Annotated in this window: 30 protein-coding genes and 1 tRNA gene; 18 read left to right on the forward strand and 13 right to left on the reverse strand. The window is 69.0% G+C overall.

Annotated features, from left to right (window positions below; genetic code table 11):
* The first annotated feature begins 412 nt into the window (after nt 1–412).
* Complete coding sequence (locus tag FGX59_RS12290) at nt 413–841, forward strand: DDE-type integrase/transposase/recombinase (protein ID WP_240722423.1); 429 nt, start codon at nt 413–415, stop codon at nt 839–841.
* 491 nt (nt 842–1,332) lie between these two features.
* Here FGX59_RS12290 and FGX59_RS12295 read toward each other — a convergent pair whose 3' ends face one another.
* The 3 genes from FGX59_RS12295 to FGX59_RS12305 form a co-directional block, all read right to left on the reverse strand.
* Entirely contained in the window at nt 1,333–2,043 is a 711-nt protein-coding gene (locus tag FGX59_RS12295; protein ID WP_171060624.1) for a response regulator, read from the reverse strand.
* A 149-nt stretch (nt 2,044–2,192) separates the two neighbouring features.
* Nucleotides 2,193–3,068 carry a LysR family transcriptional regulator gene (locus FGX59_RS12300; RefSeq protein ID WP_138466825.1) on the reverse strand — a complete coding sequence of 292 codons (876 nt, stop codon included), beginning with the start codon at nt 3,066–3,068 and terminating at the stop codon, nt 2,193–2,195.
* Nucleotides 3,065–4,027: a LysR family transcriptional regulator gene (locus tag FGX59_RS12305; protein ID WP_138466826.1), complete on the reverse strand. Its 963-nt coding sequence runs from the start codon at nt 4,025–4,027 to the stop codon at nt 3,065–3,067. Before FGX59_RS12305 ends, FGX59_RS12300 begins: the two co-directional genes overlap by 4 nt.
* Before the next feature lie 101 nt (nt 4,028–4,128).
* On the opposite strand from FGX59_RS12305, the gene FGX59_RS12310 reads away from it, so the two are divergent.
* The 13 genes from FGX59_RS12310 to FGX59_RS12370 all read left to right on the forward strand — a co-directional run bounded on the left by FGX59_RS12310 (nt 4,129) and on the right by FGX59_RS12370 (nt 17,029).
* The gene (locus FGX59_RS12310) at nt 4,129–5,130 is read left to right on the forward strand and encodes a class 1 fructose-bisphosphatase (RefSeq protein WP_138466827.1); all 1,002 of its coding nucleotides are present in this window, start codon (nt 4,129–4,131) and stop codon (nt 5,128–5,130) included.
* 15 nt (nt 5,131–5,145) lie between these two features.
* Entirely contained in the window at nt 5,146–6,018 is an 873-nt protein-coding gene (locus FGX59_RS12315) for a phosphoribulokinase (RefSeq protein WP_138466828.1), read from the forward strand.
* 12 nt (nt 6,019–6,030) lie between these two features.
* Nucleotides 6,031–8,013: a transketolase gene (gene tkt, locus FGX59_RS12320; RefSeq protein WP_138466829.1), complete on the forward strand. Its 1,983-nt coding sequence runs from the start codon at nt 6,031–6,033 to the stop codon at nt 8,011–8,013.
* A 10-nt stretch (nt 8,014–8,023) separates the two neighbouring features.
* Nucleotides 8,024–9,025 carry a type I glyceraldehyde-3-phosphate dehydrogenase gene (gene gap / locus FGX59_RS12325; protein WP_138466830.1) on the forward strand — a complete coding sequence of 334 codons (1,002 nt, stop codon included), beginning with the start codon at nt 8,024–8,026 and terminating at the stop codon, nt 9,023–9,025.
* Nucleotides 9,025–10,233, forward strand: a complete 1,209-nt coding sequence (gene pgk, locus FGX59_RS12330; RefSeq protein ID WP_138466831.1) for a phosphoglycerate kinase — start codon at nt 9,025–9,027, stop codon at nt 10,231–10,233. Before gap ends, pgk begins: the two co-directional genes overlap by 1 nt.
* 11 nt (nt 10,234–10,244) lie before the next feature.
* Entirely contained in the window at nt 10,245–11,324 is a 1,080-nt protein-coding gene (gene fba, locus FGX59_RS12335; RefSeq protein ID WP_138466832.1) for a class II fructose-bisphosphate aldolase, read from the forward strand.
* 31 nt (nt 11,325–11,355) lie between these two features.
* Nucleotides 11,356–12,813: a form I ribulose bisphosphate carboxylase large subunit gene (locus FGX59_RS12340; protein WP_138466913.1), complete on the forward strand. Its 1,458-nt coding sequence runs from the start codon at nt 11,356–11,358 to the stop codon at nt 12,811–12,813.
* An 83-nt stretch (nt 12,814–12,896) separates the two neighbouring features.
* On the forward strand, nt 12,897–13,316 hold the full coding sequence (locus tag FGX59_RS12345; protein WP_138466833.1) for a ribulose bisphosphate carboxylase small subunit: 420 nt from the start codon (nt 12,897–12,899) through the stop codon (nt 13,314–13,316).
* Between the two features lie 183 nt (nt 13,317–13,499).
* Nucleotides 13,500–14,441 carry a CbbX protein gene (gene cbbX, locus FGX59_RS12350; protein WP_138466834.1) on the forward strand — a complete coding sequence of 314 codons (942 nt, stop codon included), beginning with the start codon at nt 13,500–13,502 and terminating at the stop codon, nt 14,439–14,441.
* Nucleotides 14,442–14,451: 10 nt separating this feature from the next.
* Complete coding sequence (gene rpe / locus FGX59_RS12355; protein ID WP_138466835.1) at nt 14,452–15,135, forward strand: ribulose-phosphate 3-epimerase; 684 nt, start codon at nt 14,452–14,454, stop codon at nt 15,133–15,135.
* A 3-nt stretch (nt 15,136–15,138) separates the two neighbouring features.
* Nucleotides 15,139–15,696, forward strand: coding sequence for a thioredoxin family protein (locus FGX59_RS12360; RefSeq protein WP_138466836.1), 558 nt, complete (start codon nt 15,139–15,141; stop codon nt 15,694–15,696).
* On the forward strand, nt 15,693–16,352 hold the full coding sequence (gph, locus tag FGX59_RS12365; RefSeq protein ID WP_138466837.1) for a phosphoglycolate phosphatase: 660 nt from the start codon (nt 15,693–15,695) through the stop codon (nt 16,350–16,352). Before FGX59_RS12360 ends, gph begins: the two co-directional genes overlap by 4 nt.
* On the forward strand, nt 16,352–17,029 hold the full coding sequence (locus tag FGX59_RS12370; RefSeq protein ID WP_206078348.1) for an HAD-IA family hydrolase: 678 nt from the start codon (nt 16,352–16,354) through the stop codon (nt 17,027–17,029). Before gph ends, FGX59_RS12370 begins: the two co-directional genes overlap by 1 nt.
* A gap of 867 nt (nt 17,030–17,896) precedes the next feature.
* Here FGX59_RS12370 and FGX59_RS12375 read toward each other — a convergent pair.
* Entirely contained in the window at nt 17,897–18,268 is a 372-nt protein-coding gene (locus tag FGX59_RS12375; RefSeq protein ID WP_138466838.1) for a hypothetical protein, read from the reverse strand.
* Between the two features lie 97 nt (nt 18,269–18,365).
* On the opposite strand from FGX59_RS12375, the gene FGX59_RS12380 reads away from it, so the two are divergent.
* On the forward strand, nt 18,366–18,653 hold the full coding sequence (locus FGX59_RS12380) for a DUF4177 domain-containing protein (protein ID WP_138466839.1): 288 nt from the start codon (nt 18,366–18,368) through the stop codon (nt 18,651–18,653).
* 23 nt (nt 18,654–18,676) lie between these two features.
* On the opposite strand, the gene FGX59_RS12385 is transcribed toward FGX59_RS12380, so the two are convergent.
* Nucleotides 18,677–18,934 (reverse strand): BolA family transcriptional regulator, encoded by a 258-nt coding sequence (locus FGX59_RS12385; protein ID WP_138466840.1) that lies wholly within the window; start codon nt 18,932–18,934, stop codon nt 18,677–18,679.
* A gap of 101 nt (nt 18,935–19,035) precedes the next feature.
* On the opposite strand from FGX59_RS12385, the gene FGX59_RS12390 reads away from it, so the two are divergent.
* On the forward strand, nt 19,036–19,668 hold the full coding sequence (locus FGX59_RS12390) for a DnaJ domain-containing protein (protein ID WP_138466841.1): 633 nt from the start codon (nt 19,036–19,038) through the stop codon (nt 19,666–19,668).
* Between the two features lie 69 nt (nt 19,669–19,737).
* Here the strand turns inward: FGX59_RS12390 and FGX59_RS12395 are convergent, their stop codons facing one another.
* The 3 genes from FGX59_RS12395 to FGX59_RS12405 all read right to left on the reverse strand — a co-directional run bounded on the left by FGX59_RS12395 (nt 19,738) and on the right by FGX59_RS12405 (nt 23,581).
* Entirely contained in the window at nt 19,738–21,312 is a 1,575-nt protein-coding gene (locus tag FGX59_RS12395; RefSeq protein ID WP_138466842.1) for an arylsulfatase, read from the reverse strand.
* A 145-nt stretch (nt 21,313–21,457) separates the two neighbouring features.
* Nucleotides 21,458–22,354, reverse strand: coding sequence for an RNA polymerase sigma factor RpoH (gene rpoH / locus FGX59_RS12400; RefSeq protein ID WP_138466843.1), 897 nt, complete (start codon nt 22,352–22,354; stop codon nt 21,458–21,460).
* Between the two features lie 192 nt (nt 22,355–22,546).
* Nucleotides 22,547–23,581 carry an RluA family pseudouridine synthase gene (locus tag FGX59_RS12405; protein ID WP_138466844.1) on the reverse strand — a complete coding sequence of 345 codons (1,035 nt, stop codon included), beginning with the start codon at nt 23,579–23,581 and terminating at the stop codon, nt 22,547–22,549.
* On the opposite strand from FGX59_RS12405, the gene FGX59_RS12410 reads away from it, so the two are divergent.
* Nucleotides 23,580–23,885 (forward strand): DUF6476 family protein, encoded by a 306-nt coding sequence (locus FGX59_RS12410; protein ID WP_138466915.1) that lies wholly within the window; start codon nt 23,580–23,582, stop codon nt 23,883–23,885. The genes FGX59_RS12405 and FGX59_RS12410 overlap by 2 nt on opposite strands.
* 37 nt (nt 23,886–23,922) lie before the next feature.
* Here FGX59_RS12410 and FGX59_RS12415 read toward each other — a convergent pair whose 3' ends face one another.
* The 3 genes from FGX59_RS12415 to FGX59_RS12425 all read right to left on the reverse strand — a co-directional run bounded on the left by FGX59_RS12415 (nt 23,923) and on the right by FGX59_RS12425 (nt 25,329).
* Nucleotides 23,923–24,588 carry a DUF2268 domain-containing putative Zn-dependent protease gene (locus FGX59_RS12415; protein WP_138466845.1) on the reverse strand — a complete coding sequence of 222 codons (666 nt, stop codon included), beginning with the start codon at nt 24,586–24,588 and terminating at the stop codon, nt 23,923–23,925.
* A 99-nt stretch (nt 24,589–24,687) separates the two neighbouring features.
* A tRNA-His gene (locus FGX59_RS12420) sits at nt 24,688–24,764 on the reverse strand.
* A 79-nt stretch (nt 24,765–24,843) separates the two neighbouring features.
* Complete coding sequence (locus tag FGX59_RS12425) at nt 24,844–25,329, reverse strand: GNAT family N-acetyltransferase (RefSeq protein WP_171060626.1); 486 nt, start codon at nt 25,327–25,329, stop codon at nt 24,844–24,846.
* A gap of 64 nt (nt 25,330–25,393) precedes the next feature.
* Between FGX59_RS12425 and FGX59_RS12430 the strand changes: the two genes are divergently transcribed.
* Complete coding sequence (locus FGX59_RS12430; protein ID WP_138466847.1) at nt 25,394–25,582, forward strand: DUF6324 family protein; 189 nt, start codon at nt 25,394–25,396, stop codon at nt 25,580–25,582.
* Between the two features lie 59 nt (nt 25,583–25,641).
* Here FGX59_RS12430 and FGX59_RS12435 read toward each other — a convergent pair whose 3' ends face one another.
* Nucleotides 25,642–26,127 carry an MmcB family DNA repair protein gene (locus FGX59_RS12435; protein ID WP_138466848.1) on the reverse strand — a complete coding sequence of 162 codons (486 nt, stop codon included), beginning with the start codon at nt 26,125–26,127 and terminating at the stop codon, nt 25,642–25,644.
* 361 nt (nt 26,128–26,488) lie between these two features.
* Nucleotides 26,489–26,809, reverse strand: coding sequence for a hypothetical protein (locus FGX59_RS12440; RefSeq protein WP_138466849.1), 321 nt, complete (start codon nt 26,807–26,809; stop codon nt 26,489–26,491).
* Between the last annotated feature and the right edge of the window lie 106 nt (nt 26,810–26,915).

Genomic DNA, 26,915 nt, shown 5'->3' on the forward strand with positions numbered 1-26,915 from the left:
TGCAAGCCCTCATGGAGCGGGAGATCCGGACGCTCCGTGAGGGCCTGTTGTCTGACGGGATCACGGTGCCGCTGGCCAGACGCCCTGCCCGGTTCGGCATGCCGTTGCGGACGGTCTGCCGCGAGCCGGTCAAACCCGCGCCGAAGGTCGATCCCCGCGTCGCCGAACCGATCAGGAAGATGATCGAGGAGGAGCCGTCCTTCGGCTATCGGACCGTGGCCTGGCTCCTGGGCTTCAACAGCGAGGCCTCGAACGCCATTGGTCCGGGTGAGGGTGCCGAACGACGGTGCAGAGGGTTCGGCATCTCCCGGACCGTCGCCCATCGGGCTCGAACCGATGGCGCCACGATGGGCAGCCGTTCGATGCCTCGCTCCAGATCAAGGGCTGGCAGGTTCGCAAGCGCGCCATGGGCATGCGGCCCCACATCCAGGCTGTTCCGTCTGCCGCAGCTGCGCCGAACGAGAGATGGTCGACCGATCTCGCCCGCATCTGGACCGGCAAGGACGGCTGGGCTTCACTGGCCCTGGTGATCGACTGCCACACCCGCGAGCTGTTGGGCTGCCATCTGTCGAAATGGGGCAAGGCCGCGACGGCCAGCGCCGCCCTCGAGCATGCGCTGATCGCGAGGTCCGGCACCCTGGGCCGGGTCGAGGAGGAGTTCCTGCCGAGGTCGGACAATGGCATTCGCCATTGGGCTCGAACCAGTGGCGCCGCCATGGCTCCGTCTTCACCAGCCGGACATGCACGGCCCCGGATCGCAGCCATGGGCGGAAGCAGGCGCTTATCTCGCCGCACGGCCCGCAGCAGAACGGAATGGTCACGCGCGTCATCAGGATCTTGAAGGAGCGATGCATTCACCGCCAGCGCCTTGACTGGATCCGGCACGCGACCCGCGCCATTGGGAACGGGCTGTTCGGCCGCTGTCTCGAACCGATGGCCGTCGCGGCAACGCTCTGCAACAACTGCCGTCCTCGCCGAGCGCTTGCCATGCGCACGCCCGCACAGGCATTCGGATCAGCGGTGACGTCTTGAGCGGGTCCCGCCGGGGCGATGCAAGGCCGCCCCTGGGCTCTACCATTGAACCCCAGAATGTGTCTCGTCGCCGAGGCTGGCTGCCGCCTCGGACCGGCTGTTCCTGTCCTCCGCCGCGCTGAAGAACGGACCGCCCGGTGATGCAGGATGTCCAACGGCACATTCCGGCCGACCCGGAGCATGCTCTTCCCGGCGCGCTGGCGAAGGCGGATGGCAAGGCGCGCCGCTCGTGCGCCGCTCCGCGCGACGCGGCAATGCCCGGGCGGCGGAGCCGTCCAGGAAAAGCCGCGAAATGCCGCCCTACATGAAGCGGCGGGCGAAGGAGGCGCTGAAGCCGCCCAGCTCGTCGACGAACTGCCAGAGACGCATGCATTCGGTCTCGATCTCGTCGAGCCCGCGCGACAGCTCCGCAGGGCGCAGGCGGTCACGGTCGCGCAGCGTCGCTATCCGCGAATACATCCGCCGCAGCACCGGCTTGACCGAGGCCGCCGCGTTCTGCGCCACCTGGTCGACGACCTGCTGCGCCGCCTCGCGCAGGAGCGCCTCTCCGAGGCGCGCGCCCGCCACCGCGACCGGCTCCAGCGCGCCGCGGATCGCCTCGTGAAGGCGCGCCGAGGTCAGACCGTCCTTGCCGAGGACGTCGCTGCAGCCCGCGCGCATCGCCTCCACCGCCCCGGAGACGGCCAGGTCGCGCGACAGCATGATCGCCGGAATGCCGCCATTGAGCTCCGATCCGCGCAGGAGCGGCAGGGCGCCGATCCCGTCCTGGCCGCCCAGGTCGCGGTCGATCAGCGCCAGGTCGAACCGCCCGGTGGCCAGCGCCATGCGGAACTCCTCCAGCGTGGCGGCACTGGTCACCTCCGGCTCCGTCCCGCTGCCGCCAAGGAGCCGCCCGAGCCGCAGCCGGCCGAGCTGGTCCCCGGCCAGCAGCACGATGCGCAGCCGGCCCGCCGCCCGCGCCATGGTCACGGCATCCGCCGCATTCTGGTCTCTGCCTGCGGCCGCTGCCACGGAACGCAGTCCTGCATGGGTACCCATATCGCCTCTTCACCTCCATCCGCGGCCGCGGACCCGCCGGATCCGGCCGCGCCCCCTTTTGGCGCAGTCCGGATTAACCATAAGTGAAGATGCCCCGGGCAGCGCGGAAATCCGCCGGCCGCCTAGCCCGGTGCCGCGGACTTGCGCAGGAAGGCCTCGACCAGCGGCGGCAGCGGATCGCGGTCGGGGGCGACGACGCCGACCTGGTGGCGCTGGACCGGGGCCTCCATCGGGACGATCCTGACCGGCTTGCCGCTGCCGACGAATTCCGCCAGCTGGCGCGGCAGGATGGTCGAGAGCCCGCGCCCGACCACCTGCGCCATCAGCACGACGGTCGAATTCGACTCGATCACCCCCACGGCCCGCGCCCCGGCCGCGGCGAAGTTGCGGTTGATGATGTGCCGGTTCTGCATGTTGGGGGTCAGCAGGCAGAGCGGCGCCGAGGCGGCCTCCTCCCAGCCGATGCGCGCGCGCCCGGCCAGCGGCGCGTCCCCGGGGCAGACGAAGCAGTAGTCCTCCTCGTAGAGCGCCACGCTGCGGCGGCCCTGCATCGGCCCGTCGAGATAGGTGACGCCGACATCGGTCTCCAGGTTGTCGAGCATCTCGAGAATGTCCTCGGAGCTCTGCGAGAGCACGGTGAAGGTCACCTCGGGATGGGCGATGCCGAAGCGCGCGGCCAGATCCGCCGCCGCCGGCAGTGCGGTCGGGATGGCGGCGATGCGCAATTCGCCCGAGAGCCCCTGGCGCATCACCTTCATCTCGTCCCGCAGCGCGCGGGCGTCGCCGACCATGCGCCGCGCCCAGACCAGGACCCGCTCGCCCTCGGGGGTCAGCCCGTGATAGCGCGCGCCGCGCTTGACCAGCTGCACGCCGAGCTGGCTCTCGAGCTGCTTGATCCCGGCCGAGAGGCTGGGCTGCGTCACGCCGAGCCGCTCGGCGGCATGGCCGAAATGGCGTTCGCGCACCAGCGCGAGGAACATCTCCAGCTTGTCGATCACGCCCGGTCCCTCGCACCCGGATTGTTGGGCAGCAGCTCCAGCCGCGGCAGCAGCGTCTCGCGATGGGTCAGCATCCAGTCGCGGACCTTGACGGCGGTGCGGCTGGGGATCTGGTCCTGGCGCTCCACCAGGTACCATTGCCGCTTCAGCGGCAGGCCGGGGCAGCGCAGCGCCACCAGACGGCCGCTGCGCAGCTCCTCGAAGACCGTGTGTCCCGAGAGCATGGCGATGCCCAGCCCCGAGATCACCGCCTGCTTGATCGTCTCGTTGGAATTCATCTGCAGCATCTCCATCTCGCGGCCCTCGCAGATCTCGTCGAGATAGCGCGTGGCGAGGATCCGCGTCCCCGAGCCAGGTTCGCGCAGGATGAAGGTCTGGTCCAGCAGCTCTGCCGGGCGGATGCGGGTGGCCCGCGCCAGCGGGTGCTCGGGCGCGGCGACGATCAGGTGCGGATGCTCGCCGATCGGCTCGGCCGTGACCGGGGGCATGCGCGGCGGGCGGCCCATGATGGTCAGATCGAAGCGCCGTTCGGCCAGCGCCTCCAGCGTCTCGGCGCGGTTGCCGACCTCCAGCCGCACGCGGACATCGGGCAGGTCGCGCTTCAGCCGGGCGACGATCGAGGGGCCGAAATACTTCGCCGTGGAGACCACGCCGAGCACGACCGACCCCGCGAGCCCGGCGGCGAGTGCATCTATGTGATGTATTGACCGCTCCAGCGCCGAGCGGCCCTCGCGATAGGCGGCCAGCAGCGACTCGCCCTCGGCGGTCAGCTCGAACCCCTCGCCGCGGGCCCGGTCGACGAGCGTGCAGCCCATCAGATCCTCCAGCTGCTTCAACTGGTTATGCACCGCAGGCGGGGTCAGGTTCAGCACCTCTGCCGCCCGGTTGATCGCCCCCTCGCGGGCCACGGCCTCCAGCGCGCGAAGCTGCTTGAGCGTGAGCTGGTCCACCCGTCGCATCAGATTTTCTGACTCCTCCATCAGAATGATTAAATTTCATTAGGCCGGCAAATCGCGAATATCAACCTCGACACGCAAGTTGAGGAAGGGAGGCCTTGACGATGCAGACCATTCTGGAAGCCGCGCCGGGCCTGGTCCCGGACAGGCTCCGCCCGCTGATGGAGGCGCTGTCGCGCACCGCAGCCGGGCTGGCGCAGACAATCGCCGCGGGACCGCTGGGCGGCGCGCTCGGCACCGAGCTCGGCGAGAATGCCGATGGCGACCGGCAGAAGGCGCTCGACGTGATGGCCGACGAGGCCTTCCTGGCCGCGGTCCGGGGCACCGGCATCCGCCACTATGCCTCCGAGGAGCGCGACGAGGTGCTGACCGTCGATGCCGACGGCCCGCTCGCCCTGGCGATCGATCCGCTCGACGGCTCGTCCAATATCGACGTCAACGCCTCGATCGGCACGATCTTCGCGGTCAGCCCGGCGGCGATGGCGCCCGGCGCCAGCGTGCTGCGCGACGGGCATGCGCTGATCGCGGCCGGGTACTTCATCTACGGCCCCTCGACCCAGCTCGTCGCCACGTTCGGCGAGGGCGTGCTGCGCTTCGTCCTCGACCCCGCCTCGGGGCGGTTCCGCGCCGCCGGACGGCTGGAGATCCCCGCAGAGACCCGCGAATTCGCGATCAACGCCTCGAATTACCGCCACTGGAGCCGCCCGGTGCGCAGCTTCGTCGATGACTGCCTCTCCGGGCAGGAGGGGCCCTGCGGGCGCAACTGGAACATGCGCTGGATCGCCTCGCTGGTGGCCGAGACCCACCGGATCCTGACCCGCGGCGGCATCTTCCTCTATCCCGGCGACGGGCGGAAGGGCTACGAGCAGGGCCGCCTGCGGATGGCCTATGAATGCCAGCCCATCGCCCTGCTGATCGAGCAGGCCGGCGGCCGCGCCACCAACGGCACCGAGCGGATGCTCGACCAGGTGCCCCTGAGCCTGCATGCCCGCGCGCCCTTCGTCTTCGGCTCTGCCCGGGCGGTGGAGCGGCTCGCCGTCTATCACGACCTGCCGGAGGAGGAGGTCTCCGCCCTCTTCGGCACGCGCGGCCTGTTCCGCGCCTGACCTGAAAGAACCGAAATGTCCAAGAAGCACCCGATCATCTCGGTGACCGGCTCCTCCGGGGCTGGCACCACGACGGTGAAAAGCACCTTCGACCAGATCTTCCGCCGCGAGGGGATCAGGGCCGTCTCCATCGAGGGCGACGCCTTCCACCGGCTGAACCGCAACGACATGAAGGCCGAGCTCGCCGCGCGGCTGGAGGCAGGCGACCAGACCTTCAGCCATTTCTCCTACGAGGCCAACGAGCTGGCCGCGCTGGAAGAGACCTTCCGCAGCTATGGCGAGACCGGCACGGGCCGCACCCGCCACTATGTCCATGACGACAAGGAGGCGGAGCGCTTCGGCGTCGAGCCGGGCAATTTCACCGACTGGAAGAACCTGGAGGACGGCTCGGACCTCCTGTTCTACGAGGGGCTGCACGGCGCGGTCCACAATGACGAGGTGAACCTCTCGGCGCTGGCGGATCTGAAGATCGGCGTCGTGCCGGTGATGAACCTCGAATGGATCCAGAAGATCCACCGCGACCGCGCCAGCCGGGGCTACACCACCGAGGCCGTCACCGACGTGATCCTGCGCCGCATGCATGCCTACGTGCACTGCATCTGCCCGCAATTCACGGAAACGGATGTCAATTTCCAGCGCGTGCCGGTGGTCGACACCTCGAACCCGTTCATCGCCCGCTGGATCCCCACCGCCGACGAGAGCCTTCTGGTGATCCGCTTCAAGAACCCCCGCGGCATCGATTTCCCCTACCTGACCTCGATGATCCACAACAGCTGGATGACCCGCGCCAATTCCATCGTGATCCCCGGCGGCAAGATGGACCTGGCGATGCAGCTGATCTTCACCCCGATGATCGAGCGGCTCGTCCGCGAGAGCAAGCGCGCCTGAGGAGGAGCGGACATGAACGAACAGACCAGGATCACCGTCTCCGAGACCGCCATGGCGAACGCGATCCGCGTGCTGGCGATGGAGGCCGTCGAGGCCGCGAATTCCGGCCATCCCGGCGCGCCGATGGGGCTTGCCGACGTGGCGACGGTGCTTTTCAACCGCTTCGTCTCGATCGACCCGGCCGATGACAAATGGCCCGACCGCGACCGGTTCGTGATGTCGGCGGGGCACGGCTCCATGCTGGTCTACGCGGTCAACCACCTGCTCGGCTATGACGACATGGGGGCCGACCAGCTGCGGAATTTCCGCCAGCTGGGCAGTCGCACCGCGGGCCATCCGGAGTACGGCCATGCCAAGGGGATCGAGACCACCACCGGGCCGCTCGGCCAGGGGATCTCCACCGCGGTCGGCATGGCGCTGGCCGAGCGGATGCAGAATGCCCGCTTCGGCGACGATCTGGTCGACCACTGGACCTACGTCCTGGCGGGCGACGGCTGCCTGATGGAGGGGATCAGCCACGAGGCGATCGACATGGCGGGGCATCTGCGCCTCGGCCGCCTGGTCGTCTTCTGGGACGATAACGGCATCACCATCGACGGCAGCACGGATATCTCCACCTCGACCGACCAGCGCGCCCGCTTCGCCGCCGCGCAATGGCATGTCCAGTCGGTCGACGGCCATGACATGGAGGCCATCGCCGCGGCCATCGAGGCGGCGCGGGACGACCCCCGCCCCTCGCTAATCGCCTGCAGGACGGTGATCGGCAAGGGCGCGCCCAGCAAGGCCGGCAGCCACAAGGTCCATGGCGCGCCGCTGGGCGCCGAAGAGATCGCGGCCGCCCGCGCGGCGATGGGCTGGACCGCCCCGCCCTTCGAGGTGCCCGCCGAGATCCGCCGCGGCTGGGGACGGATCGCCGAGCGCGGCAGCACCCTGCGCGCCGCCTGGGCGGCACGGCTGAAGGCCAGCCCGAAGGCCGGGGCCTTCGCCGCCGCGCTGGCAGAACCGGATGCGCAGGCGCTCGACGCCGCGATCACCGCCTACAAGGCGCGGCTCTCGAAGGACGCGCCCAAGGTGGCCACCCGCAAAGCCAGCGAGATGGCGCTGGAGGTGGTCAACGGCACGCTGCCGAACAGCATCGGCGGCTCGGCAGACCTGACGGGGTCGAACAACACGAAGACCTCGGCCATGCGGCCCGTGACCCGCGACGACTATGCCGGCGACTACCTGCATTACGGCATCCGCGAGCATGCCATGGCGGCGGCGATGAACGGCATCGCGCTGCATGGCGGGTTCTTCGCCTATGGCGGCACCTTTCTGGCCTTCGCCGACTACTGCCGCCCGGCGATCCGGCTGTCGGCGCTGATGGGCCTGCCGGTCGCCTATGTGATGACCCATGACAGCATCGGGCTGGGCGAGGACGGTCCCACCCACCAGCCGGTGGAGACGATCGCCAGCCTGCGGGCGATGCCCAACCTGACCGTGATCCGCCCCTGCGATGCGGTGGAGACGGCGGAGGCGTGGCAGATCGCAACGGTGTCCGCTGCCACGCCGACGCTTCTCTGCCTGTCGCGCCAGGGCCTGCCGGTGCTGCGCACCCGCCATATCGACGCCAACATGGTGGCGAAGGGCGCCTATCTGCTGCGCGAGCCGGTGAAGCGGGACGTGACGCTGATCGCCACCGGCTCCGAGGTGGAGCTGGCGATGACGGCCGCCGAGGCGCTGGCGCTGGACGGCGTGCAGGCGGCGGTGGTCTCGGCGCCCTCCTTCGAGCTATTCGCCGCCCAGCCGGAGGCCTATCGCAGCCAGGTGCTGGGCGCGGTGCCGCGCGTCGGCTGCGAGGCGGCGATCCGCCAGGGCTGGGATCTGATGCTGCGCCCGCAGGACGGCTTCGTCGGCATGACCGGCTTCGGCGCCTCGGCCCCGGCGGAAGAGCTCTACCGCCATTTCGGCATCACGGCGGAGGCGATCGCCGATGCCGCACGCGCAAGACTGTGAGGGGGAGACCATGACCACCAAGGTTGCCATCAACGGCTTCGGCCGCATCGGGCGCAACGTGCTGCGCGCCATCGCGGAAAGCGCCCGCAACGACATCGAGGTCGTGGCGATCAACGATCTCGGCCCGGTCGAGACCAATGCGCATCTGCTGCAATTCGACAGCATCCACGGCCGCTTCCCCCGCGAGGTGAGCGTGAAGGGCAATGCGATCGATATCGGCCACGGGCCGATCGAGGTCACCGCCGAGCGCGACCCCGCCCGGCTGCCCTGGAAAGGCGTCGACGTGGCGCTGGAATGCACCGGCATCTTCACCGACCGCGACAAGGCCGCGCTGCATCTGGAGAACGGGTCCAAGCGCGTCCTCGTCTCGGCCCCGGCCAATGGCGCGGACAGGACCATCGTCTTCGGCGTCAATCACGAGACGCTGACCTCGGGCGATCTCGTGGTCTCGAACGCCTCCTGCACGACGAACTGCCTCTCGCCGGTGGCGCGGGTGCTCCATGCCGCGGTGGGGATCCGGCGCGGCTTCATGACGACGATCCACAGCTATACCGGCGACCAGCCGACGCTCGACACGATGCACAAGGATCTGTACCGCGCCCGCGCCGCGGCGATGTCGATGATCCCGACCTCGACCGGGGCGGCGCGGGCGGTGGGTCTGGTGCTGCCCGAGCTGGCGGGCAAGCTCGACGGCGTGGCGATCCGGGTGCCGACCCCCAATGTCTCGGTCGTGGATCTGGTCTTCGAAGCGGTCAGGGACACCTGTGTCGACGAGATCAACGAGGCCATCCGTGCCGCGTCCACCGGACCGCTCCAGGGCATCCTGGGCTTCACGGAGACGGCCAATGTCTCAATGGATTTCAACCATGACAGCCGCTCCTCGGTCTTCCACATGGACCAGACCAAGGTGATGGACGGCAACATGGTGCGGATCCTCGCCTGGTACGACAACGAATGGGGCTTCTCGAACCGCATGGCCGATACCGCCGTCGCGATGGGGAGGCTGATCTGATGGCCGTGCCTTCGATCCTCGACGCCGATGTCCGCGGGCGCCGCGTGCTGGTGCGGGCCGACCTGAACGTGCCCGTCGAGGACGGCCGCATCACCGACGCGACCCGGATCGAGCGCTTTGCCGCGGGCATGCGCACGCTTCTGGCCCGCGGGGCGCGGCTGGTGATCCTGACCCATTTCGGCCGCCCCGATCCGGGGGAGCGCAATCCGGAATTCTCCGTCGACAAGCTGCGCCCCGCCCTGTCGAAGGCGCTGGGGGTGGCGGTGAAATTCTCCGATGTCTGCGCCGACGAGAGCGCGGTGATCCTCAGCCGCGGCCTGAAGGACGGCGAGGCGCTCCTGTGCGAGAACCTGCGCTACAATGCCGGAGAGACCCCGGACGACCCCGCTTTCGCCGCGGCGCTGGCGCGGCTGGGGGACATCTACGTGAATGACGCGTTCTCCTGCGCCCACCGGGCGCATGCGTCGACGCATGCATTGGCGGGCCTCCTCCCCGCCTTTGCCGGGCCGCTCCTGATCGAGGAACTCGATGCGCTCTCGGCCTCCCTGGAGGCGCCGGAGCGGCCCGCCTGTGCCATTGTCGGAGGCTCCAAGGTCTCCACCAAGATCGCCGTGCTGAAGAACCTGGTGGCGCGGCTCGACCATGTGATCATCGGCGGGGGGATGGCGAATACCTTCCTCTTCGCCGGAGGCGCGCCGATGGGCCGCTCGCTGCACGAGCCGGGCGAGGTGGAGACGGTGCGCGAGATCGAGGCGCTGGCCCGGGGCCATGGCTGCCGGATCCACCTGCCGGTGGACGTGGTGGTGGCGCGCGAGTTCCGCGCCTTCGCCCCGGCCGACACGGTGGCCGCCGATGCCTGCCCCGGGGACGCGATGATCCTCGATGCCGGGCCCTGCTCCGTCGCCGCCTTCGCCCGCGTGCTGGAGGGCTGCCGCACCATCCTGTGGAACGGCCCGCTCGGCGCCTTCGAGATGGCGCCCTTCGACCTCGCGACCACGCGTCTCGCCCAGCGCGCGGCGGAGCTGACCCGGGACAGCCGGGCGGTGACCGTGGCGGGCGGCGGCGACACCGTCGCGGCGCTGAACGCGGCCAGGGCCGCGGGCGCATTCACCTATGTCTCCACCGCCGGAGGCGCCTTCCTGGAATGGCTGGAAGGCAAGGACCTGCCCGGGATCGCGGCGCTGAAGACCGCCGACCGGGCCGCTTAAGGGAGGAACCCATGGCACTGACAACGCTGAGGCAATTGCTGGATCACGCCGCCGAGCACGGCTATGGCGTCCCGGCCTTCAACATCAACAACATGGAACAGGGGCTCGCCATCATGGCCGCGGCCGCCGCCTGCGAGGCGCCGGTGATCCTGCAGGCCAGCCGCGGCGCGCGCAGCTATGCCGGCGACGTGATGCTGCGCCACATGGTGACGGCGCTGGCGGAGATGAACCCCGACATCCCCGTGGTGCTGCACCAGGATCACGGCAACAACGACGCGACCTGCCTTTCGGCGATCCGCCACGGCTTCACCTCGGTGATGATGGACGGCTCGCTGGAGGAGGACATGAAGACGCCCGCGAGCTACGCCTACAATGTCGAGATCACCCGGCGCGTGACCGTCGCGGCCCATGCGGTCGGGGCGAGCGTCGAGGGCGAGCTGGGCGTGCTGGGCTCGCTCGAGACCGGCGAGGCGGGCGAGGAGGACGGTTCGGGCGCGGTCGGCAAGCTGAGCCATGACCAGCTGCTGACCGATCCCGGCCAGGCGGTCGAGTTCGTGATGGCCACCCGCTGCGACGCGCTGGCGATCGCCTGCGGCACCAGCCACGGCGCCTACAAGTTCACCCGCAAGCCCGATGGCGAGATCCTCGCCATGTCCACCATCGCCGCGATCCACGAGAAGCTGCCCGACACGCATCTGGTGATGCATGGCTCCAGCTCGGTGCCGCAGGCGCTGCAGGACCTGATCAACGCCCATGGCGGGCAGATGCCGCAGACCTACGGCGTGCCGGTGGAGGAGATCGAGCGCGGCATCCGGATGGGCGTGCGCAAGGTGAATATCGACACCGACTGCCGGATGGCGATGACCGGGCAGTTCCGGAAAGTGGCCACGGAGAAGCCCGCCGAGTTCGACCCGCGCAAGTTCATGATCCCCGCGATGCAGGAGCTGGAAGCCCTCTGCCGCGACCGGTTCGAGCGCTTCGGCACCGCCGGGAACGCCAGGAAGATCAAGCCCGTCTCGATGGACGAGATGGCCAAGCGATACGCAAGCGGGGCGCTAGACCCCCGCATCACCGCCCAGAAAGCAGCCTGAATTCCAAGGGAGGAAACCCGCGATGAACGACATGACCCCCCAGACCGTGACCGACGCGAAGAAGCGCTATTCGGCCGGCGTCATGAAATACGCCCAGATGGGCTACTGGGAGCCGGACTACACGCCGAAGGAGACCGACGTGATCGCGCTCTTCCGGATCACGCCGCAGGACGGGGTGGACGAGGTCGAGGCGGCGGCGGCCGTGGCGGGCGAGAGCTCCACCGCGACCTGGACCGTGGTCTGGACCGACCGGCTGACGAATTGCGACAAGTACCGCGCCAAGGCCTACCGCGTGGACCCCGTGCCGAATGCGCCGGGCGAGTTCTTCGCCTATATCGCCTATGACCTCGACCTGTTCGAGCCGGGCAGCATCGCCAACCTGACCGCCTCGATCATCGGCAATGTCTTCGGCTTCAAGCCCCTGAAGGCGCTCAGGCTCGAGGACATGCGCCTGCCGGTCGCCTATGTGAAGACCTTCCAGGGGCCTGCCACCGGCATCGTGGTGGAGCGCGAGAGGCTCAACTGCTACGGGCGGCCGCTCCTCGGCGCGACGGTGAAGCCGAAGCTGGGGCTTTCGGGGCGCAACTACGGCCGGGTGGTCTACGAGGCGCTGAAGGGCGGGCTCGACTTCACCAAGGATGACGAGAACATCAACTCGCAGCCCTTCATGCACTGGCGCGACCGCTTCCTCTACTGCATGGAGGCGGTGAACCGGGCCTCGGCCGCGACCGGCGAGGTCAAGGGCACCTACCTGAACGTCACCGCCGGCACGATGGAGGAGATGTACGCCCGCGCCGAATTCGCGAAATCCCTCGGCAGCGTCATCGTCATGATCGACCTGGTGATCGGCTATACCGCGATCCAGTCGATGGCGAAATGGGCGCGGGACAACGACATGATCCTGCACCTGCACCGCGCGGGGCATTCGACCTACACAAGGCAGAGGAGCCATGGCGTCAGCTTCCGCGTCATCGCCAAGTGGATGCGGCTGGCCGGGGTCGACCACCTGCATGCGGGCACGGTCGTCGGCAAGCTCGAGGGCGATCCGGCGACCACCAAGGGCTATTACGACATCTTCCGCGAGGAGCGGAACCCGATGGCGCTGGAGAACGGCGTGTTCTTCGACCAGGACTGGGCGAGCCTCAACAAGATGATGCCGGTCGCCTCGGGCGGCATCCATGCCGGCCAGATGCACCAGCTGCTGACCTATCTGGGCGAGGACGTGGTGCTGCAGTTCGGCGGCGGCACGATCGGCCATCCGCATGGCATCGCGGCGGGCGCGACGGCGAACCGGGTGGCGCTCGAGGCGATGGTCTATGCCAGGAATGCCGGGCGCGACATCTGGAACGAGGGCGAGGACATCCTGCGCGACGCGGCGAAGACCTGCACGCCCCTGAAGCAGGCACTCGACACCTGGAAGGACGTGACCTTCGACTACGCCTCCACCGACGCGCCGGATTTCGCGCCGACCCCCGAGGTCTCGGCCTGATCCCGGCCTGCGGGGGGAGAGAGGGCTCTCTCCCCCCGCTCCCCCCTCACTCGCGCCAGCGACACGACCACAGGAGAATTCCCATGCGCCTCACCCAGGGCACGTTCAGCTTCCTGCCGGATTTCACCGACGAGGATATCCGCCTCCAGGCCCAGTACGCGATCGACCAGGGCTGGGCGGTCTCGGTCGAATGGACCGACGATCCGCATCCCCGCAACACATACTGGGAGATGTGGGGCCACCCGATGTTCGACAATCCCGATGCCGCCGCGGTGGTCTTCGAGGTCAATGAATGCCGCAAGGAGCACGGATCGAAATACATCCGCGTCATCGCCTTCGACGCCTCTCCCGGCTGGGAGTCGATCCGCATGTCCTTCATCGTCAACCGCCCCGCCGAAGAGCCCGGATTCCGCCTGGTCCGCCAGGAGGGCGAGGGCCGCGCGGTGCGCTACACGATCCAGTCCTACGCGGCCGACCGGCCCGAAGGCGCGCGCTACGCCTGACCAGCGAGCGCCGGGGCGGGCCCCGTGCCCGCGGCGGCGGCCGATCCTCCAATCCCAGCGGGCCGCCGCCGGTCCGGTTTCCCTCCATGCTCCCGGGAACCGGCCCCCCGTCCCCCGGACCGCAGCCTTCCCAGGCTGCGGTCCCCATCCCCCCAGACCCTCCGACCCTGCGAGGCAGACCCGATGACCGAGACCGCAGACGACACCGCCCCCCGCCCCGAGACCGTCGACCTGGCCCGCGCCTTCGAGGAGAGCGGCACCCGCGAGGTGCTGCGCGAGCTCGACGAGGAGATGATCGGCCTGGCGCCGGTGAAATCGCGCATCCGCGAGACCGCGGCGCTCCTCCTCGTGGACCAGGCGCGCCGCCGGATGGGGCTCGCCACCGAGACGCCGACGCTGCACATGTCCTTCACCGGCAATCCCGGCACCGGCAAGACCACGGTCGCGCTGAAGATGGCGAGCCTGCTGCATCGCCTCGGCTATGTCCGCAAGGGCCATCTGGTCACCGTCACCCGCGACGACCTGGTCGGCCAGTATATCGGCCATACCGCGCCGAAGACCAAGGAAGTGCTGAAGAAGGCGATGGGCGGGGTGCTTTTCATCGACGAGGCCTACTACCTCTACCGTCCCGAGAACGAGCGCGACTACGGCCAGGAGGCGATCGAGATCCTGCTGCAGGTGATGGAGAACAACCGCGACGACCTCGTCGTGATCCTCGCGGGCTATGCCGACCGGATGGACCGGTTCTTCGAGAGCAATCCCGGCTTCCGCTCGCGCATCGCGCATCACATCGAATTCCCGGACTACACTGATGCCGAGCTTCTGCAGATCTCGGAGATCATGCTCTCCGAGCAGAATTACGATTTCGCCCCGGAGGCGCGGGCCGCGATGGCCGACTATATCGCGCTGCGCCGACAGCAGCCGCATTTCGCCAATGCCCGCTCGATCCGCAACGCGCTCGACCGCGCGCGGCTGCGCCAGGCCAACCGGCTCTTCGCAGAGGCCAAGGGGCCGCTCGGCGCAAGGGAACTGAGCACCATCACCGAAACCGACCTGCGCGCCAGCCGGGTGTTCCGCGGCGGGCTCGGCACCGACCGGGCGCGCATGGCCCAGGCGGCGGAATGAGGAGACAGCCATGACGATCAAGATCGCGCCTTCGATCCTTTCGGCGGATTTCGCCAATTTCGGCGCCGAGATCCGCGCCATCGAGGCGCAGGGCGCCGACTGGGTCCATGTCGACGTGATGGACGGGCATTTCGTGCCGAACCTGACCTTCGGCCCGCCCGCGGTGAAGGCCTTCCGCCCGCATGTGACCACGGTGATGGATGTCCATCTGATGATCGCCCCGGTCGACCCCTATATCGGCGCCTATGCCGAGGCGGGCGCGGACATCCTGACCGCGCATCTGGAGGCCGGTCCGCATATCCACCGCACGCTGCAGGCGATCCGCGGCGCGGGGATGAAGGCGGGGCTGGCGCTCAATCCCGGCACGCCCGCAGAGGCGGCCGAGCATCTGCTCGATCTCTGCGACCTCGTCTGCGTGATGACGGTCAATCCGGGCTTCGGCGGGCAGAGCTTCCTCGACATGACGGCCAAGGTGCGCCGCCTGCGCCAGATGATCGGCGACCGCCCGGTCCATATCGAGATCGACGGCGGGGTCGATCCCGGCACCGCGCCGCGGCTGGCGGCGGCCGGGGCGGATGTGCTGGTCGCGGGCTCGGCGGTGTTCCGCGGCGGCTCGGTCGACAGCCCGGAGGTCTATGGCCGCAACATCGCCGCCATCCGCGCCGCGGCCTCCTCCGCCCGGGCGGCGGCCTGAGCCATGGCGGTCGAGACCCCCGTCTGCGACTTCGGCTGGCGCCCGCCGCCCTTCGCCCTGCCCGCAACCGACGGCCGCCGCTACCGGCTGGGCGATATCGCGGGCGAGCGGGGCACGCTGGTGATGTTCATCTGCAACCACTGCCCCTATGTGCTCGCGGTGCTCGACCGCATCCTGCGCGATGCCCGCGACCTGGAGCGGCTCGGCATCGGCGTGGCGGCGATCTGCGCGAACGATGCCGCCAGCCATCCCGCCGACAGCTTTCCCGAGATGGCGAAGCTGGCGGCGCGGCGCGGCTTCCCCTTCCCCTATCTGCACGATGCCGCGCAGAGCGTCGCGCGCGGCTGGGGCGCGGCCTGCACGCCGGATTTCTTCGGCTTCGATGCCGGGCTGGGGCTGCAGTACCGTGGACGGCTCGACGCCTCGCGCAAGGAGGCCGCGCCCGAGGGCACGCGCCGCGATCTCTACGAGGCAATGGCGCGCATCGCGGAAACCGGCCGCGGCCCGGCGGAGCAGATCCCCTCGATGGGCTGCTCGATCAAATGGAGGGAACCGGCATGACGCCCATTGTCTTCGATCTCGACGGCACGCTGATCGACAGCGCGCCCGACATCCATGCCGCCGCCGCGAAGATGCAGGCGGAGGCCGGTCTGGCGCCGCTCGGCCTGGCGCGGATCCGCAGCTTCATCGGCAATGGCGTGCCGGTGCTGGTGGAGCGGATCATGGCCGCTCAGGACCTGCCCTCCGATCCGGAACTGCACGATGCGCTGACCGCGCGGTTCCTGGCGCATTACGACGCCGCCCCGGCCGCGCTGACCCGGCCCTATCCGCATGTGCCCGCGATGCTGGCCGAGCTGGCCGCGGCGGGCCATCCGCTGGGGCTGTGCACCAACAAGCCGGTCGGCCCCTCCCGCGCCATCCTCGCCGCGCTGGGGCTGGGGGAGGTCTTTGCCGCGGTGACCGGCGGCGACAGCCTGCCGCTGCGCAAGCCCGACCCGATGCCGCTCTGCGCCACGTTCGCCGCGCTCGGGGGCAAGGGGATCTATGTCGGCGACAGCGAGGTCGATGCCGCCACCGCCGGGGCCGCGCAGGTGCCGTTCCTGCTCTTCACCGAGGGCTACCGCAAGACGCCGGTGGACGAGCTGCGCCACGACGCGGCCTTCGCCGATTTCTCCGCCCTGCCCGGCCTCGTCCGCGCGCTCCGGAAAGCGGCCTGATGCTGCGCGCGCTGATCTTCGACGTCGACGGCACGCTGGCCGAGACCGAGGAGGCGCATCGCCGCGCCTTCAACGAGACTTTCGCCGCCGAGGGCATTCCCTGGCACTGGAGCCGCGCCGACTATGCCCGGCTGCTGAAGGTAACCGGCGGCAAGGAGCGGATGCGCGCCCATCGCGACGCCCTGGGCGCGGGGCCCCCGGATGGCGCGATCGCCCGGCTGCATGCGCTGAAGACCGCCCGCTACGGCGCGCTCCTGGCGGCGGGCGGGATCGCGCTGCGCCCGGGCGTGGCCGAGATCCTGGCGCTCGCCCCCGCGGCCGGGCTGCGCCTGGCGATCGCCACCACGACCAGCCGACCGAATGTCGACGCGCTGGTCTTCGCCTGCCTCGGCCGCGCGGCGGAGGAGGTCTTCGAGGTGATCGCCGCCGGCGACGAGGTGCCCGGCAAGAAGCCCGCCCCGGATGTCTATCTCGCGGCGCTGGCGCGGCTCGGCCTGCCCGCGCAGGCGGCGCTGGCTTTCGAGGACAGCCGCAACGGGCTTCTTTCGGCGCGGGCGGCGGGGCTCGAGGTGGTGGTGACGCCCTCGGCCTATACCGCGGAAGAGGATTTCACCGGCGCCGCCGCCATCCTGCCCGATCTGCGCCACTGGCGCCTCCCCGCGCCGCTCGGCGGCTGAGCCATCACGCGGCGGCCGGAGGCGATGGGCCTTTCTTCGCGGGGAAGATGGCTGGCACCGCCAGGCACGATCTGGACATCTCCGCGAGGGTTCGCCGCCCGCCGCCGCTGGGCCGGGATGGCGGCAGCCCGTCCGGACAGAAGCCAGATAGGCCGCGCAGGCACCACGTTCCGGCGCCTCCGGCCGGAGCTGCCCATCCCGAGTTGCCGGTGCTGCATCGCCTGACAGCCCCTGCGCTCCGGTTCGGGAGGCAGACAGGCAGGCCGCGCCCCCGCTCTCCCGAGCCGAACCGCAGTCTGTGGCCGCCGCAGAGGAAGGTGCCCGGCCGGTCCCGGGAGCGCCCGAAGAGGGTCCGCGTGGCCCGTGCCGCCTGACGGGCCGCGTTCGGCCTCCGCGGCAGGGACGGCAAGCGGCCGCCATCCGGCAGGTCCCAGCTCTGGAAACGGACGGTCATGGGGCGCCAAGGCGTCCATCGGCAGCCACCAGGGCCCTGCCAGCTCGCAGCCAGGCTCGGGATCCCTATGCGGAGCGGGCGGCCCCTTGTCCGATGATCGTGGAAATGCCGACCCGGCGCCAATCGCCGATACCTGCGGGATGTCCTTCGGGCAGTCCAACTTCCGGGACTTCACCGCGCCCCCTCGGCACAGAGGCTATCCGTCAATGCCGGTGAACGCATGACCCTGCCCTGCCTGCCTCGGGCAATGCCCCGCACGCCCCCGGATGAACGCAGACCGACCAGCTTGCCGCCGCGGTCTGGACCCAGGGCCCTGCACATCCGCAGGCGAACGCCTGCCGCATCGCCGCTTGTCCATTGCCAGTTTGGCAGCACGCCGCCCGGACCTCCCGGAGCCTGCCCTCGACGGCCGCTCAGCCTGCCTCGGCGGGGATCAAGCGGATGCTGCCATCCTTCACGGCGACCCAGTAGCAGGCCGCGGCATCGCCGGCGAGATTGCCGTCGAGGCTCTGGCAGTATCGGCCGTCGGCGGTATAGGCCCAGACGCCGCGGAAGGGCTGGCCGCCATAGAGGCCCGAGACGGTGCCGTCCGGCTCCACCTCGGCGCGGTAGCCCTCCCCGGCCAGTTCCGAGCCGATCACCGCCTCCTGGAAATGGCGCAGGTCGCGCACCAGCACGTAGCCCGCGCTGTCGAGACCGGCCATGGTCATCGGATCCGGGCCGGGCAGCCTGGCCGAGCAGGCGCCGAGACAGAGGCAGAGGAGGATGAGTTCTAGGCGGGACATGGCTTGGAGCTAACGGTCACAGGGTTACTTCCGGGTTAACATGGGACTTTGACGCGGCGGATGCGAGAAGGTAACGCGAAGCCAGACCGGAGGTACCATGACTTACGAATACCACGTCATCCCCGCGCCCGAGCGGGGCCAGAAGGCCAAGGGCGCCAAGACGCCGGATGCGCGCTATGCGGCGGCGCTGGCAGAGGTGCTGAATGCCGAAGCCGCGGCGGGCTGGGAGTTCCAGCGCGCCGAGGTGCTGCCCTGCCAGGAAAAGCAGGGACTGACCGGCAGCAAGACCGTCTATGTCAACGTGCTGGTCTTCCGCCGCCCCGCCGCGGCTGCGGCAGCCGGGACGGCAGCGGCCCCGGTCGCGGCGATGCCCGACGCCGGCTGAGCGCGGCAGGACCCGCGGGCGGCTCAGCTGCGGATCTCTAGCGCGAGCGCGTGAATCGCGCCCATGATCTCCGGGCCGAGCGCCTTGTGGATGGCCCGCTCGCGCCCGACGCGCGTCATCTCGCCGAAGGCCGGGGCGGCGATCGAGACGCGGAAATGGCTCTCGCCCGAGCCGTCATGCCCGGCATGGCCCGCATGCAGGTGGCTCTCGTCGATGACCGACAGGGCGACCGGCGCGAATGCCGTGTCGAGCCGCTGGCGAATCTGGTCTGCAATACCCATTTTTTGCTCCCGCCCCTCTTCCTCTCGGCGAATTAAACGCTAAACTTCCCGCCTGTTTCGAATTGCTACCGTGCTGTGGTCCTAAAGAAAAGGTGACTCTGATGGCCAAGGAAGATCCCTTCGGGTTCGACATGTCCGTGTCTTCCGCCAAGAAGAAGCGCGGCCGCGGCCGCCGCGGCATGTCCGGCGCCTTCGACACCTCGCAGCGCGTCTGCGAACATCCCGGCTGCCAGGAGGCCGGAAAGTACCGCGCGCCGAAGAGTCCCGACCAGCTCGACGACTATTACTGGTTCTGCAAGGACCATGTGCGCGAGTACAATCTGAAGTGGAATTTCTTCAACGGCACGACCGAAGAGGAAATGAACGAGCAGATCGACAAGGACAAGGTCTGGGGCCGCGAGACCAAGCCATTCCGCAAGTCGGTGGAAGAGCGCGCCTGGGCACGGCTCGGGATCGACGACGCCCATCAGGTGCTGGGCGAGAACGCGACGCGCAACCCCGGCAAGGGCGATCCCTCCTCGGGCACCCGCCGCCTGCCGCCGACCGAGCGCCGCGCGCTGGAGATCCTCGAGGCCAAGGACACCTGGACCAAGGTGGAGATCCGCAAGCAGTACAAGTCGCTGATCAAGGTCCTGCACCCGGACATGAACGGCGGCGACCGCTCCGACGAGGAGCGCCTGCAGGAAGTCGTCTGGGCCTGGGACCAGATCAAGGAAAGCCGCAGCTTCCGCTGAGCCCGTCCCCGGTAGCATCGGGCAGGGCCGCATCCCGGCGGGGATGCGGCCTTTCGCTTGTCCGGGCCGCTACTGCATGCCCTTGGACATGAAATCCTCGACGATGTTCGACATGTCGAAGGACGCGCCGCCCTGCACCGGGGGATATTCGGCCAGCGTCTTCAGGTGTTCCTGCATCAGCACGTTCATCGGCTGCATCAGCCAGGACACCTTCTGCATCAGGTGGCCATAGGCATCCGTGCTGTCATAGCTCTCGAACGGGTCCATGCGGATGTTGAACACCATCGGCGCCGTCCGGCCCTCGATCGTGTCGTAGTAATCCTCCTTGGTGGCGAAGTGGAGCTTCCACGGCCCCATCCGCACCGCCATCAGCCGGCTCTCGTAATAGTAGAACATGCTGTTGCGCGACGAGTGGTCGGCTTCGCCGGTCCAGTAGGCGAGGTTGTCGACCCCGTCGATATACTGGCTCTTCTCCTCCATCACCTCGGCATTCACGTCCTCGATGCCGGCCGCCGCGGCGAGCGTCGTGAACATGTCCTGATGCTGCTGGATGCCGTTGAGGATCGTGCCCTCCGGGATATGGCCCGGCCAGCGCACCATCGAAGGCACGCGCACGCCGCCCTCGTAGGTGGTCATCTTCTCGCCGCGGAAGGGCGAGGTCCCGCCATGCGGCCAGGAATTGTGCTCCGGTCCGTTATCGGTGGAGTACCAGACGATGGTGTTGTCGCTGAGCCCCTGCTCATCCAGCCAGTCAAGGACATAGCCGATGTCGTGGTCATGCTGCAGCATGCCCGAACCGTAGAGATCGGCCTCCGACGTGTACATCTCGGCGGCATAGCGCCAGTCCTCGTCGAGCCGTGTATAGAGATGCATCCGCGAGGTGTTCAGCCAGACGAAGAACGGTTCGCCCGCCTCCTTGGCCGCGGCCATGAAGTCGATCGCCAGGGGAATCATCTCGGCATAGTCGAAATTCTTCATCCGCTCCTGGGTCAGCGGGCCGGTATCCTCGATGGTCTGCTTGCCGACCTTGCCGAAGCGCGGCATCTCGGTCGGGTCGTCCTCTTCGGTGGCGAAGGTGTGCAGAACGCCGCGGGTGCCGAACTGCTCTTCGTATTCCTCGAGTGAGCCCGAGAATTCCTTGCCGAAATTCTGGTAGTCGCGCTGCTCGGCCTCTTCCTGGGTGTTGAGATGGTAGAGATTGCCGAAGAACTCGTCGAAGCCGTGGACGGTCGGCAGGTGCTCGTTGCGGTCGCCGAGATGGTTCTTGCCGAACTGGCCGGTGCGGTAGCCGACCTGCTTCAGCTCTTCGGCGAGCGACGGCGAGGCCGCCTGCAATCCGAGCGCCGACCCCGGCTGGCCCACCGTCGTCATGCCCGAGCGGATCGGGTACTGGCCAGTCAGGAAGGCCGCGCGGCCCGCGGTGCAGGAGGGCTGCGCGTAATGGTCGGTGAAGCGGACGCCCTCGGCCGCGATGCGGTCGATATTGGGCGTGGTGTAGCCCATCGTGCCCAGGCCGTAGGCCGAGACGTTCTGCCAGCCGATGTCGTCGCCCCAGATGACCAGGATATTCGGCCGGTCCTGCGCCTGCGCCGCGCCCGCCGCCAGAAGGCAGCCCGCGGCAAGGACCCGGTAAAATGATTTCATGTCATGCCCCTTTCCCCGGAAAACCCGGATGGGGACAGACTAGCCGGATTCGGCCGGTATCAAATAAATTAAATCAGATACAACCTTCCGGTGCCCGCCGGGCAGGCCCTTTCGGGACCGCCCGGGCAGGATCGGAAAGCGGGGATCAGGCCGTGGCCAGCATGCCCTTCTCGCGGCCCAGTTCGCGCATGCGCTTCTGCAGCTTCTCGAAGGCGCGGACCTCGATCTGGCGGATGCGCTCGCGGCTGACGTTGTAGCGCGTGGAGAGATCCTCCAGCGTCATCGGGCTCTCCTGCAGGCGGCGCTCGGCGAGGATGTCCTTCTCGCGCTCGTTGAGCACGCTCATCGCCTCGGCCATGAGCTCGCGGCGGGCGGCCAGTTCGTCGGCCTCCTCGTAGCTCTGCGCCTGGTTGGCGTCCTCGTCCTCGAGCCAGTCCTGCCACTGCGTGGCGCTGTCATCCTCGGCCCCGACCGTCGCGTTCAGCGAGGCATCGCCCGAGCTGAGGCGGCGGTTCATCGAGATGACCTCGGCCTCGGAGACGTTCAGGTCCTGGGCGATCTTCTGCACGTGCTCGGGACGCAGATCGCCGTCCTCGAGCGCGCCGATCCGCGCCTTGGCCTTGCGCAGGTTGAAGAACAGCTTCTTCTGCGCCGAGGTGGTGCCGAGCTTCACGAGGCTCCAGGAGCGCAGGATGTACTCTTGAATCGAGGCCCGGATCCACCACATGGCGTATGTGGCCAGGCGGAAGCCCTTCTCGGGATCGAAGCGCTTCACCGCCTGCATGAGGCCGACATTGGCCTCCGAGATCACCTCGGCCTGCGGCAGTCCGTAGCCGCGGTAGCCCATGGCGATCTTGGCGGCGAGGCGCAGGTGCGAGGTGACCATCTTGTGGGCCGCCTCGGTGTCCTGGTCCTCGACCCAGCGCTTGGCCAGCATGTATTCCTCCTCCGGTTCCAGCATGGGGAACCGGCGGATTTCCTGCAGGTAGCGGTTGAGACCCTGTTCCGGGCTCGGGGCGGGAAGATTGCCGTAGTTGCTCATAGGGTGACCTCCGGGGCCAGATGTAACACGCTTTTACATAAGCTAGAACTGAACCGGTCAGTTTACAAGTCTGCGCGTCCAGCTTTTGGCTCGCACAAGTAGCGCACAGGCTGTGCAGTTTTGCGAGACTGTGTCAGTCCCCTCACCGGCATATGAGCATCTGTAACCCCTGCGGGGCGGCGGCTGTTCCCGCTATCCGGCCGCGGGCGCGCTGCGCAGCGCGTCCAGCAGCGCCTCCATGTCGGCAGGCAGCGGCGCGTCAAAGCTCATGTGCTCGCCGGTGGCGGGATGCTCGAACCCCAGCGTCGCGGCATGCAGCGCCTGGCGCGGAAAGCCCTCGGCGAAGGCGCGCGCCCCGGGCTCCATGGTCTTCGGCAGCTTGCGCCGCCCGCCATAGGTGTCGTCACCCAGGAGCGCATGGCCGGCATAGCTCATGTGGACGCGGATCTGGTGGGTCCGCCCGGTCTCCAGCCAGCAGGTCACCAGGGCGGCGGCGCCGAACGGCTCCTCGACCCGGGCGCGCGTCACGGCGCGGCGGCCATTCGCCCACATCACCGCCTGGCGCTGCCGGTCGGTGCGGTGGCGGCCCAGCTCGGTGGCGATGCGGATCACCCCGCCCGGCTCCATCGAGATGCCGCGCAGCCCGCGCAGGCGCGGATCGCCCGCATCCGGCACGCCATGGACCACCGCGCGGTATTCCCGCTCGACGCTATGGGCGGCGAACTGCTCGGCCAGACCGTGATGGGCGCGGTCGGATTTCGCCACGACGAGCAGGCCCGAGGTGTCCTTGTCGATGCGGTGGACGATGCCCGGGCGCAGCGCGCCGCCGATCCCCGACAGCGTGTCGGCGCAGTGATGCATCAGCGCGTTGACCAGCGTGCCCGAGGGCGTGCCCGGCGCGGGATGGACGACCATCCCGACCGGCTTGTTGACGACGATCAGCTCGGCGTCCTCGTAGACGATCTCCAGCGGGATCGCCTCGGGGCGCGCATCGATTTCCTCCGCCGGGCCGATGGCGATCTCGATCACGTCGCCCTCGGCCACCTTGGCCTTGGGATCGGACAGGACCGCGCCGCCGCGGCGGACTGCGCCCTCGGCGATGAGCTTGGCGAGCCGCGAGCGGCTGAGATTCTCCCCGGCTGGCACATCGCGCGCCAGCGCCTTATCAAGGCGCGCGGGCGGATCGGCCTGGATCGCAATCTCGAGGAGACGGGACGTGGACGACATGGAGAAGACTCCGGAAGACTTTCAGGAACCGCCCTCGCTGAGATTCCTCAGGCGGCTGGTGACGGTGCTGACAGCGGTGATGATTCTGGGCCTTCTAACGATCACCGGGCTGCTTGTCATGCGGGTCCTGAACGACCGGCCGCGGATCGCGCTGCCCGCCGAGCTGGCCCTGCCCGAGGGCGCGGTGCCCGTCGCCGTCACGGCCGGGCCCGGCTGGTACGCCGTCGTCACCGGCGACAGCCGCATCCTGGTCTTCGGCGAGGACGGCGCGCTCAGCGAGGAGATCCCGGTCGAGCTGCCCTGATCCCCAAGGCGGGCGGGCGTCCCGGGTCCCGCGCAGCTCAGCCCGCCATCGCGGCCAGGCCCGGACGGAAGAGCGCCGCGGGCGCATGCGCCAGCCCCAGCGCGGTCGTGCCGGGGGTCTCTGCCAGGTAGCGGCGCACCAGTGCCGCCCCCAGCGCATAGCCCGCCCATTGCGGCAGGCTGCCCATGCCGAAGAACCAGCCGGGATGGGAATAGCCCGCCTCCCCGAAACTTGCCTCGGCCCGCGCGGCCAGCGCCGCCTGGGACGCCTCGTCGAGCGCGGTTTCCCAGGGCTCGGGCGGCGTGTCTGCCCGCTCGTGGACGAAGACCTGCGCCAGCCCTTCGGAGACCAGCGCCTCGCCCAGCGTCCGGCCATAGCCCGGCCCCTCCCAGCGCAGCGCGTGGTGGTATTCGTGCAGCATGGTGCGGAGGCTCTGGCCGCGGTAGCGCGCGGCATCCGTCGCCGGGTCGCGGAACTGCGCCATATCGGCCATCAGGTCGATCCGCCCGCGCGACAGCGCCGCGCCGGAGACGGCAAGCGGCTGCGGCGCCGGAAAGGCGGAAACCTGCACGACGATGTCGACCGCCAGATCGGGCACGCCATCCGCCAGAAGATCGCTTGCCGCAGCAATGCCCTCGCGGAGCGGCGCCTCGGCCGGGTCGAGCTGTCCGCGGGCATTGATATAGTGAATATGCCAGTCCATGCCCGAGGGGCTAGGCGCAGATAACGGGGAATACTAGGGGATTTTCTTTCCGGAACGGCGGGCCGGCGGTCGTGCCGCAGCCTGCCGTTCCGGGAAAAATGGTACCGCCTCCCTGGCTTGAACAGGGGACCTCTGGATCCACAATCCAGCGCTCTAACCAACTGAGCTAAGGCGGCCCGGAGCCTCCCTCTACATAGCGCTGCCGGGGATTGCAAGCGGGTTCGGGAAAGATTTTTCGGCCAGGGCGCCAGATGGTCAGTCGAGCGGCAGGCTCCAGGTCTGCTCGGTCAGCGGACGGCCCCAGGCATGCGAGCGGGCGCTGTCGACAAGGGTGAAACCGGTGCGGCCGTAGAGACGGCAGGCGGCCTCCTGCTCGGCATGGGTGGAGAGGATCACCTGGACGAATCCCTGGGCGCGGGCATGGTCGATCAGCGCGCGCAGGAGCATCCGGCCGACGCCATGGCCGCGGGCCCCGGGATGGACGTAGAAGAAGCGCGCCCAGGCCTCGTCGCCCTCGCCGGCGCAGAGAATCGACCCCATCGGCGCCCCGCCCTTCGCGGCGATCCAGATCCGGTCGCGGCCGGGATCGCGCTGGCCGAGGAAATTCACCAGCGCCTCGGCGACCGAGCGCTCGTAATCGGGGTCGAATCCCTCTTCGCCGACATAGTGGCGCCCGTGCTCGGCAATGATCCATCCCAGATCCCCCGGAGCGGGGTCGCGCAGCGTCCAGGTGTCGTCCATGGTCTCCTCCGCTTGCCAGCCTGCGCGGCTTTGGCTAGGCGCATCAAGTGAAAGGAGTCTCATCATGGGGATCAACGACGAAAGCGACACCTCCGCGGATCTGCAGATCGGCCCGACCTCGCTGGGGATGGTGCGGATCTTCGTGGCCGCGGGCGGCAGCGAGATCGCGATGGATTTCGAGCCCGAGGAGGCCGAGGAGATCGCAGAGGAAATCCTGGCCGCAGTGGAACGGGCCCGGCTGGTCAAGAGCTGAGACCGGGCGGCGCCGGGTCGGGCCCGGCGCGGGACAGGGCGCGGGACTGGGCCCGCGACTCAGCCCGGCAGCCCGCCCGACGCGCCGGGATCGCGCAGTCCCTGCAGCCGCTGGGCGGCCTGGCGGGCGAAGCTGCGGATGAGCCGGGTGCGGCGCGCCGGGGCGAGTTTCGATTCGGGGCCGGTCCGCAGGATCTCGGCATCCCAGGCATCCGCGAGGATCAGCCCGGTCCCGGGCGGCAGCAGCTCCTGCGGGAAGGCCGCATCCACCGCCCAGAAGAAGCGGTCGCACCAGTCCAGATAGCCCTGCCATTTGCGGTCCGCGGCGAAATCCGCCCGGCCGGACTTGCATTCGACCACCCAGATCTCGCCCTTCGGCCCCAGCGCGATGACATCGACCCTGAGCCCGCGATCGGGCACGAATTCCTCGAGCGTGGCGAAATCGAGCCCGCGCAGATGGCGGCAGGTGCCGCGCGCCAGGCGCTGGCCCGGGGTGAGCGCCGCCGGATCGGCCGGAAGCTGCGGATCGGGATAGGTCAGGGACATGGAAGAATTATGAACAATTGCGGAACATCCAGCAAGCCCGGCCGACGGGATCCGCAAGGATTTCGCCGCTTTCCCCTTGCGCCGCAGACCGCCCGGCCCTAGGTACTGCGCTGGCGGATCTGCCCGACTCGTGTCTGTGGCAAAATTCCGGTGGCCTTAAGCAACTCCGAGGGAGCTGGCTCTGGCCGGGCCCTGGTCCGGTTATCTGGCGCCCACCTGTATATACAGGTCCTCGGGAATGCATGCCTCCACGGTTGCGCGCGGTCCCCGCCGCCTTCGGGCCTTCTGGCCCCCGCCCGGGTGGCGGGAGAAATCTTTCCGTAGAACTCGACCTATCTGCCGCGGCGCTCTGGCCGCGGGATCAGCCGCGGCGGGGCGACTCGCTGCGCACCGGCACCGGCACCCGCACCGGCTCGGCGAGCATGACCGGGATCATCCGGCGGCGGCCGCGGCCGCTGTCATCGTCGCGCCCGGAGGGCAGTGCCAGGGCGAACTGCACGCCGGCGAAGACGATGCCGTTGAACACCCAGAGCATCAGAACGGCGATCCAGCCTGCGCTGTCGCTGGTCACCAGATGCCAGAGATTGGCCACGTTGAGGGCGAGAAGCCCGGTCACGAACACGGCGGACAGGCAGAAGCCGATGATGACCTGGCGGATATAGACGCGGACGAGATGCGGCATGTGGGTTCCTCTTCGGTTGATATTCAAGATAGGTCAAATGTCCTTCCGGGAAAAGGGCAGAGCCCGGAATCCCGGGTTGCGCGCGGTGCATTGCCGGGCGGAGCCC

This window comes from Poseidonocella sp. HB161398 (assembly GCF_005870025.1).
In the GTDB taxonomy this organism is placed as follows: domain Bacteria; phylum Pseudomonadota; class Alphaproteobacteria; order Rhodobacterales; family Rhodobacteraceae; genus Mangrovicoccus.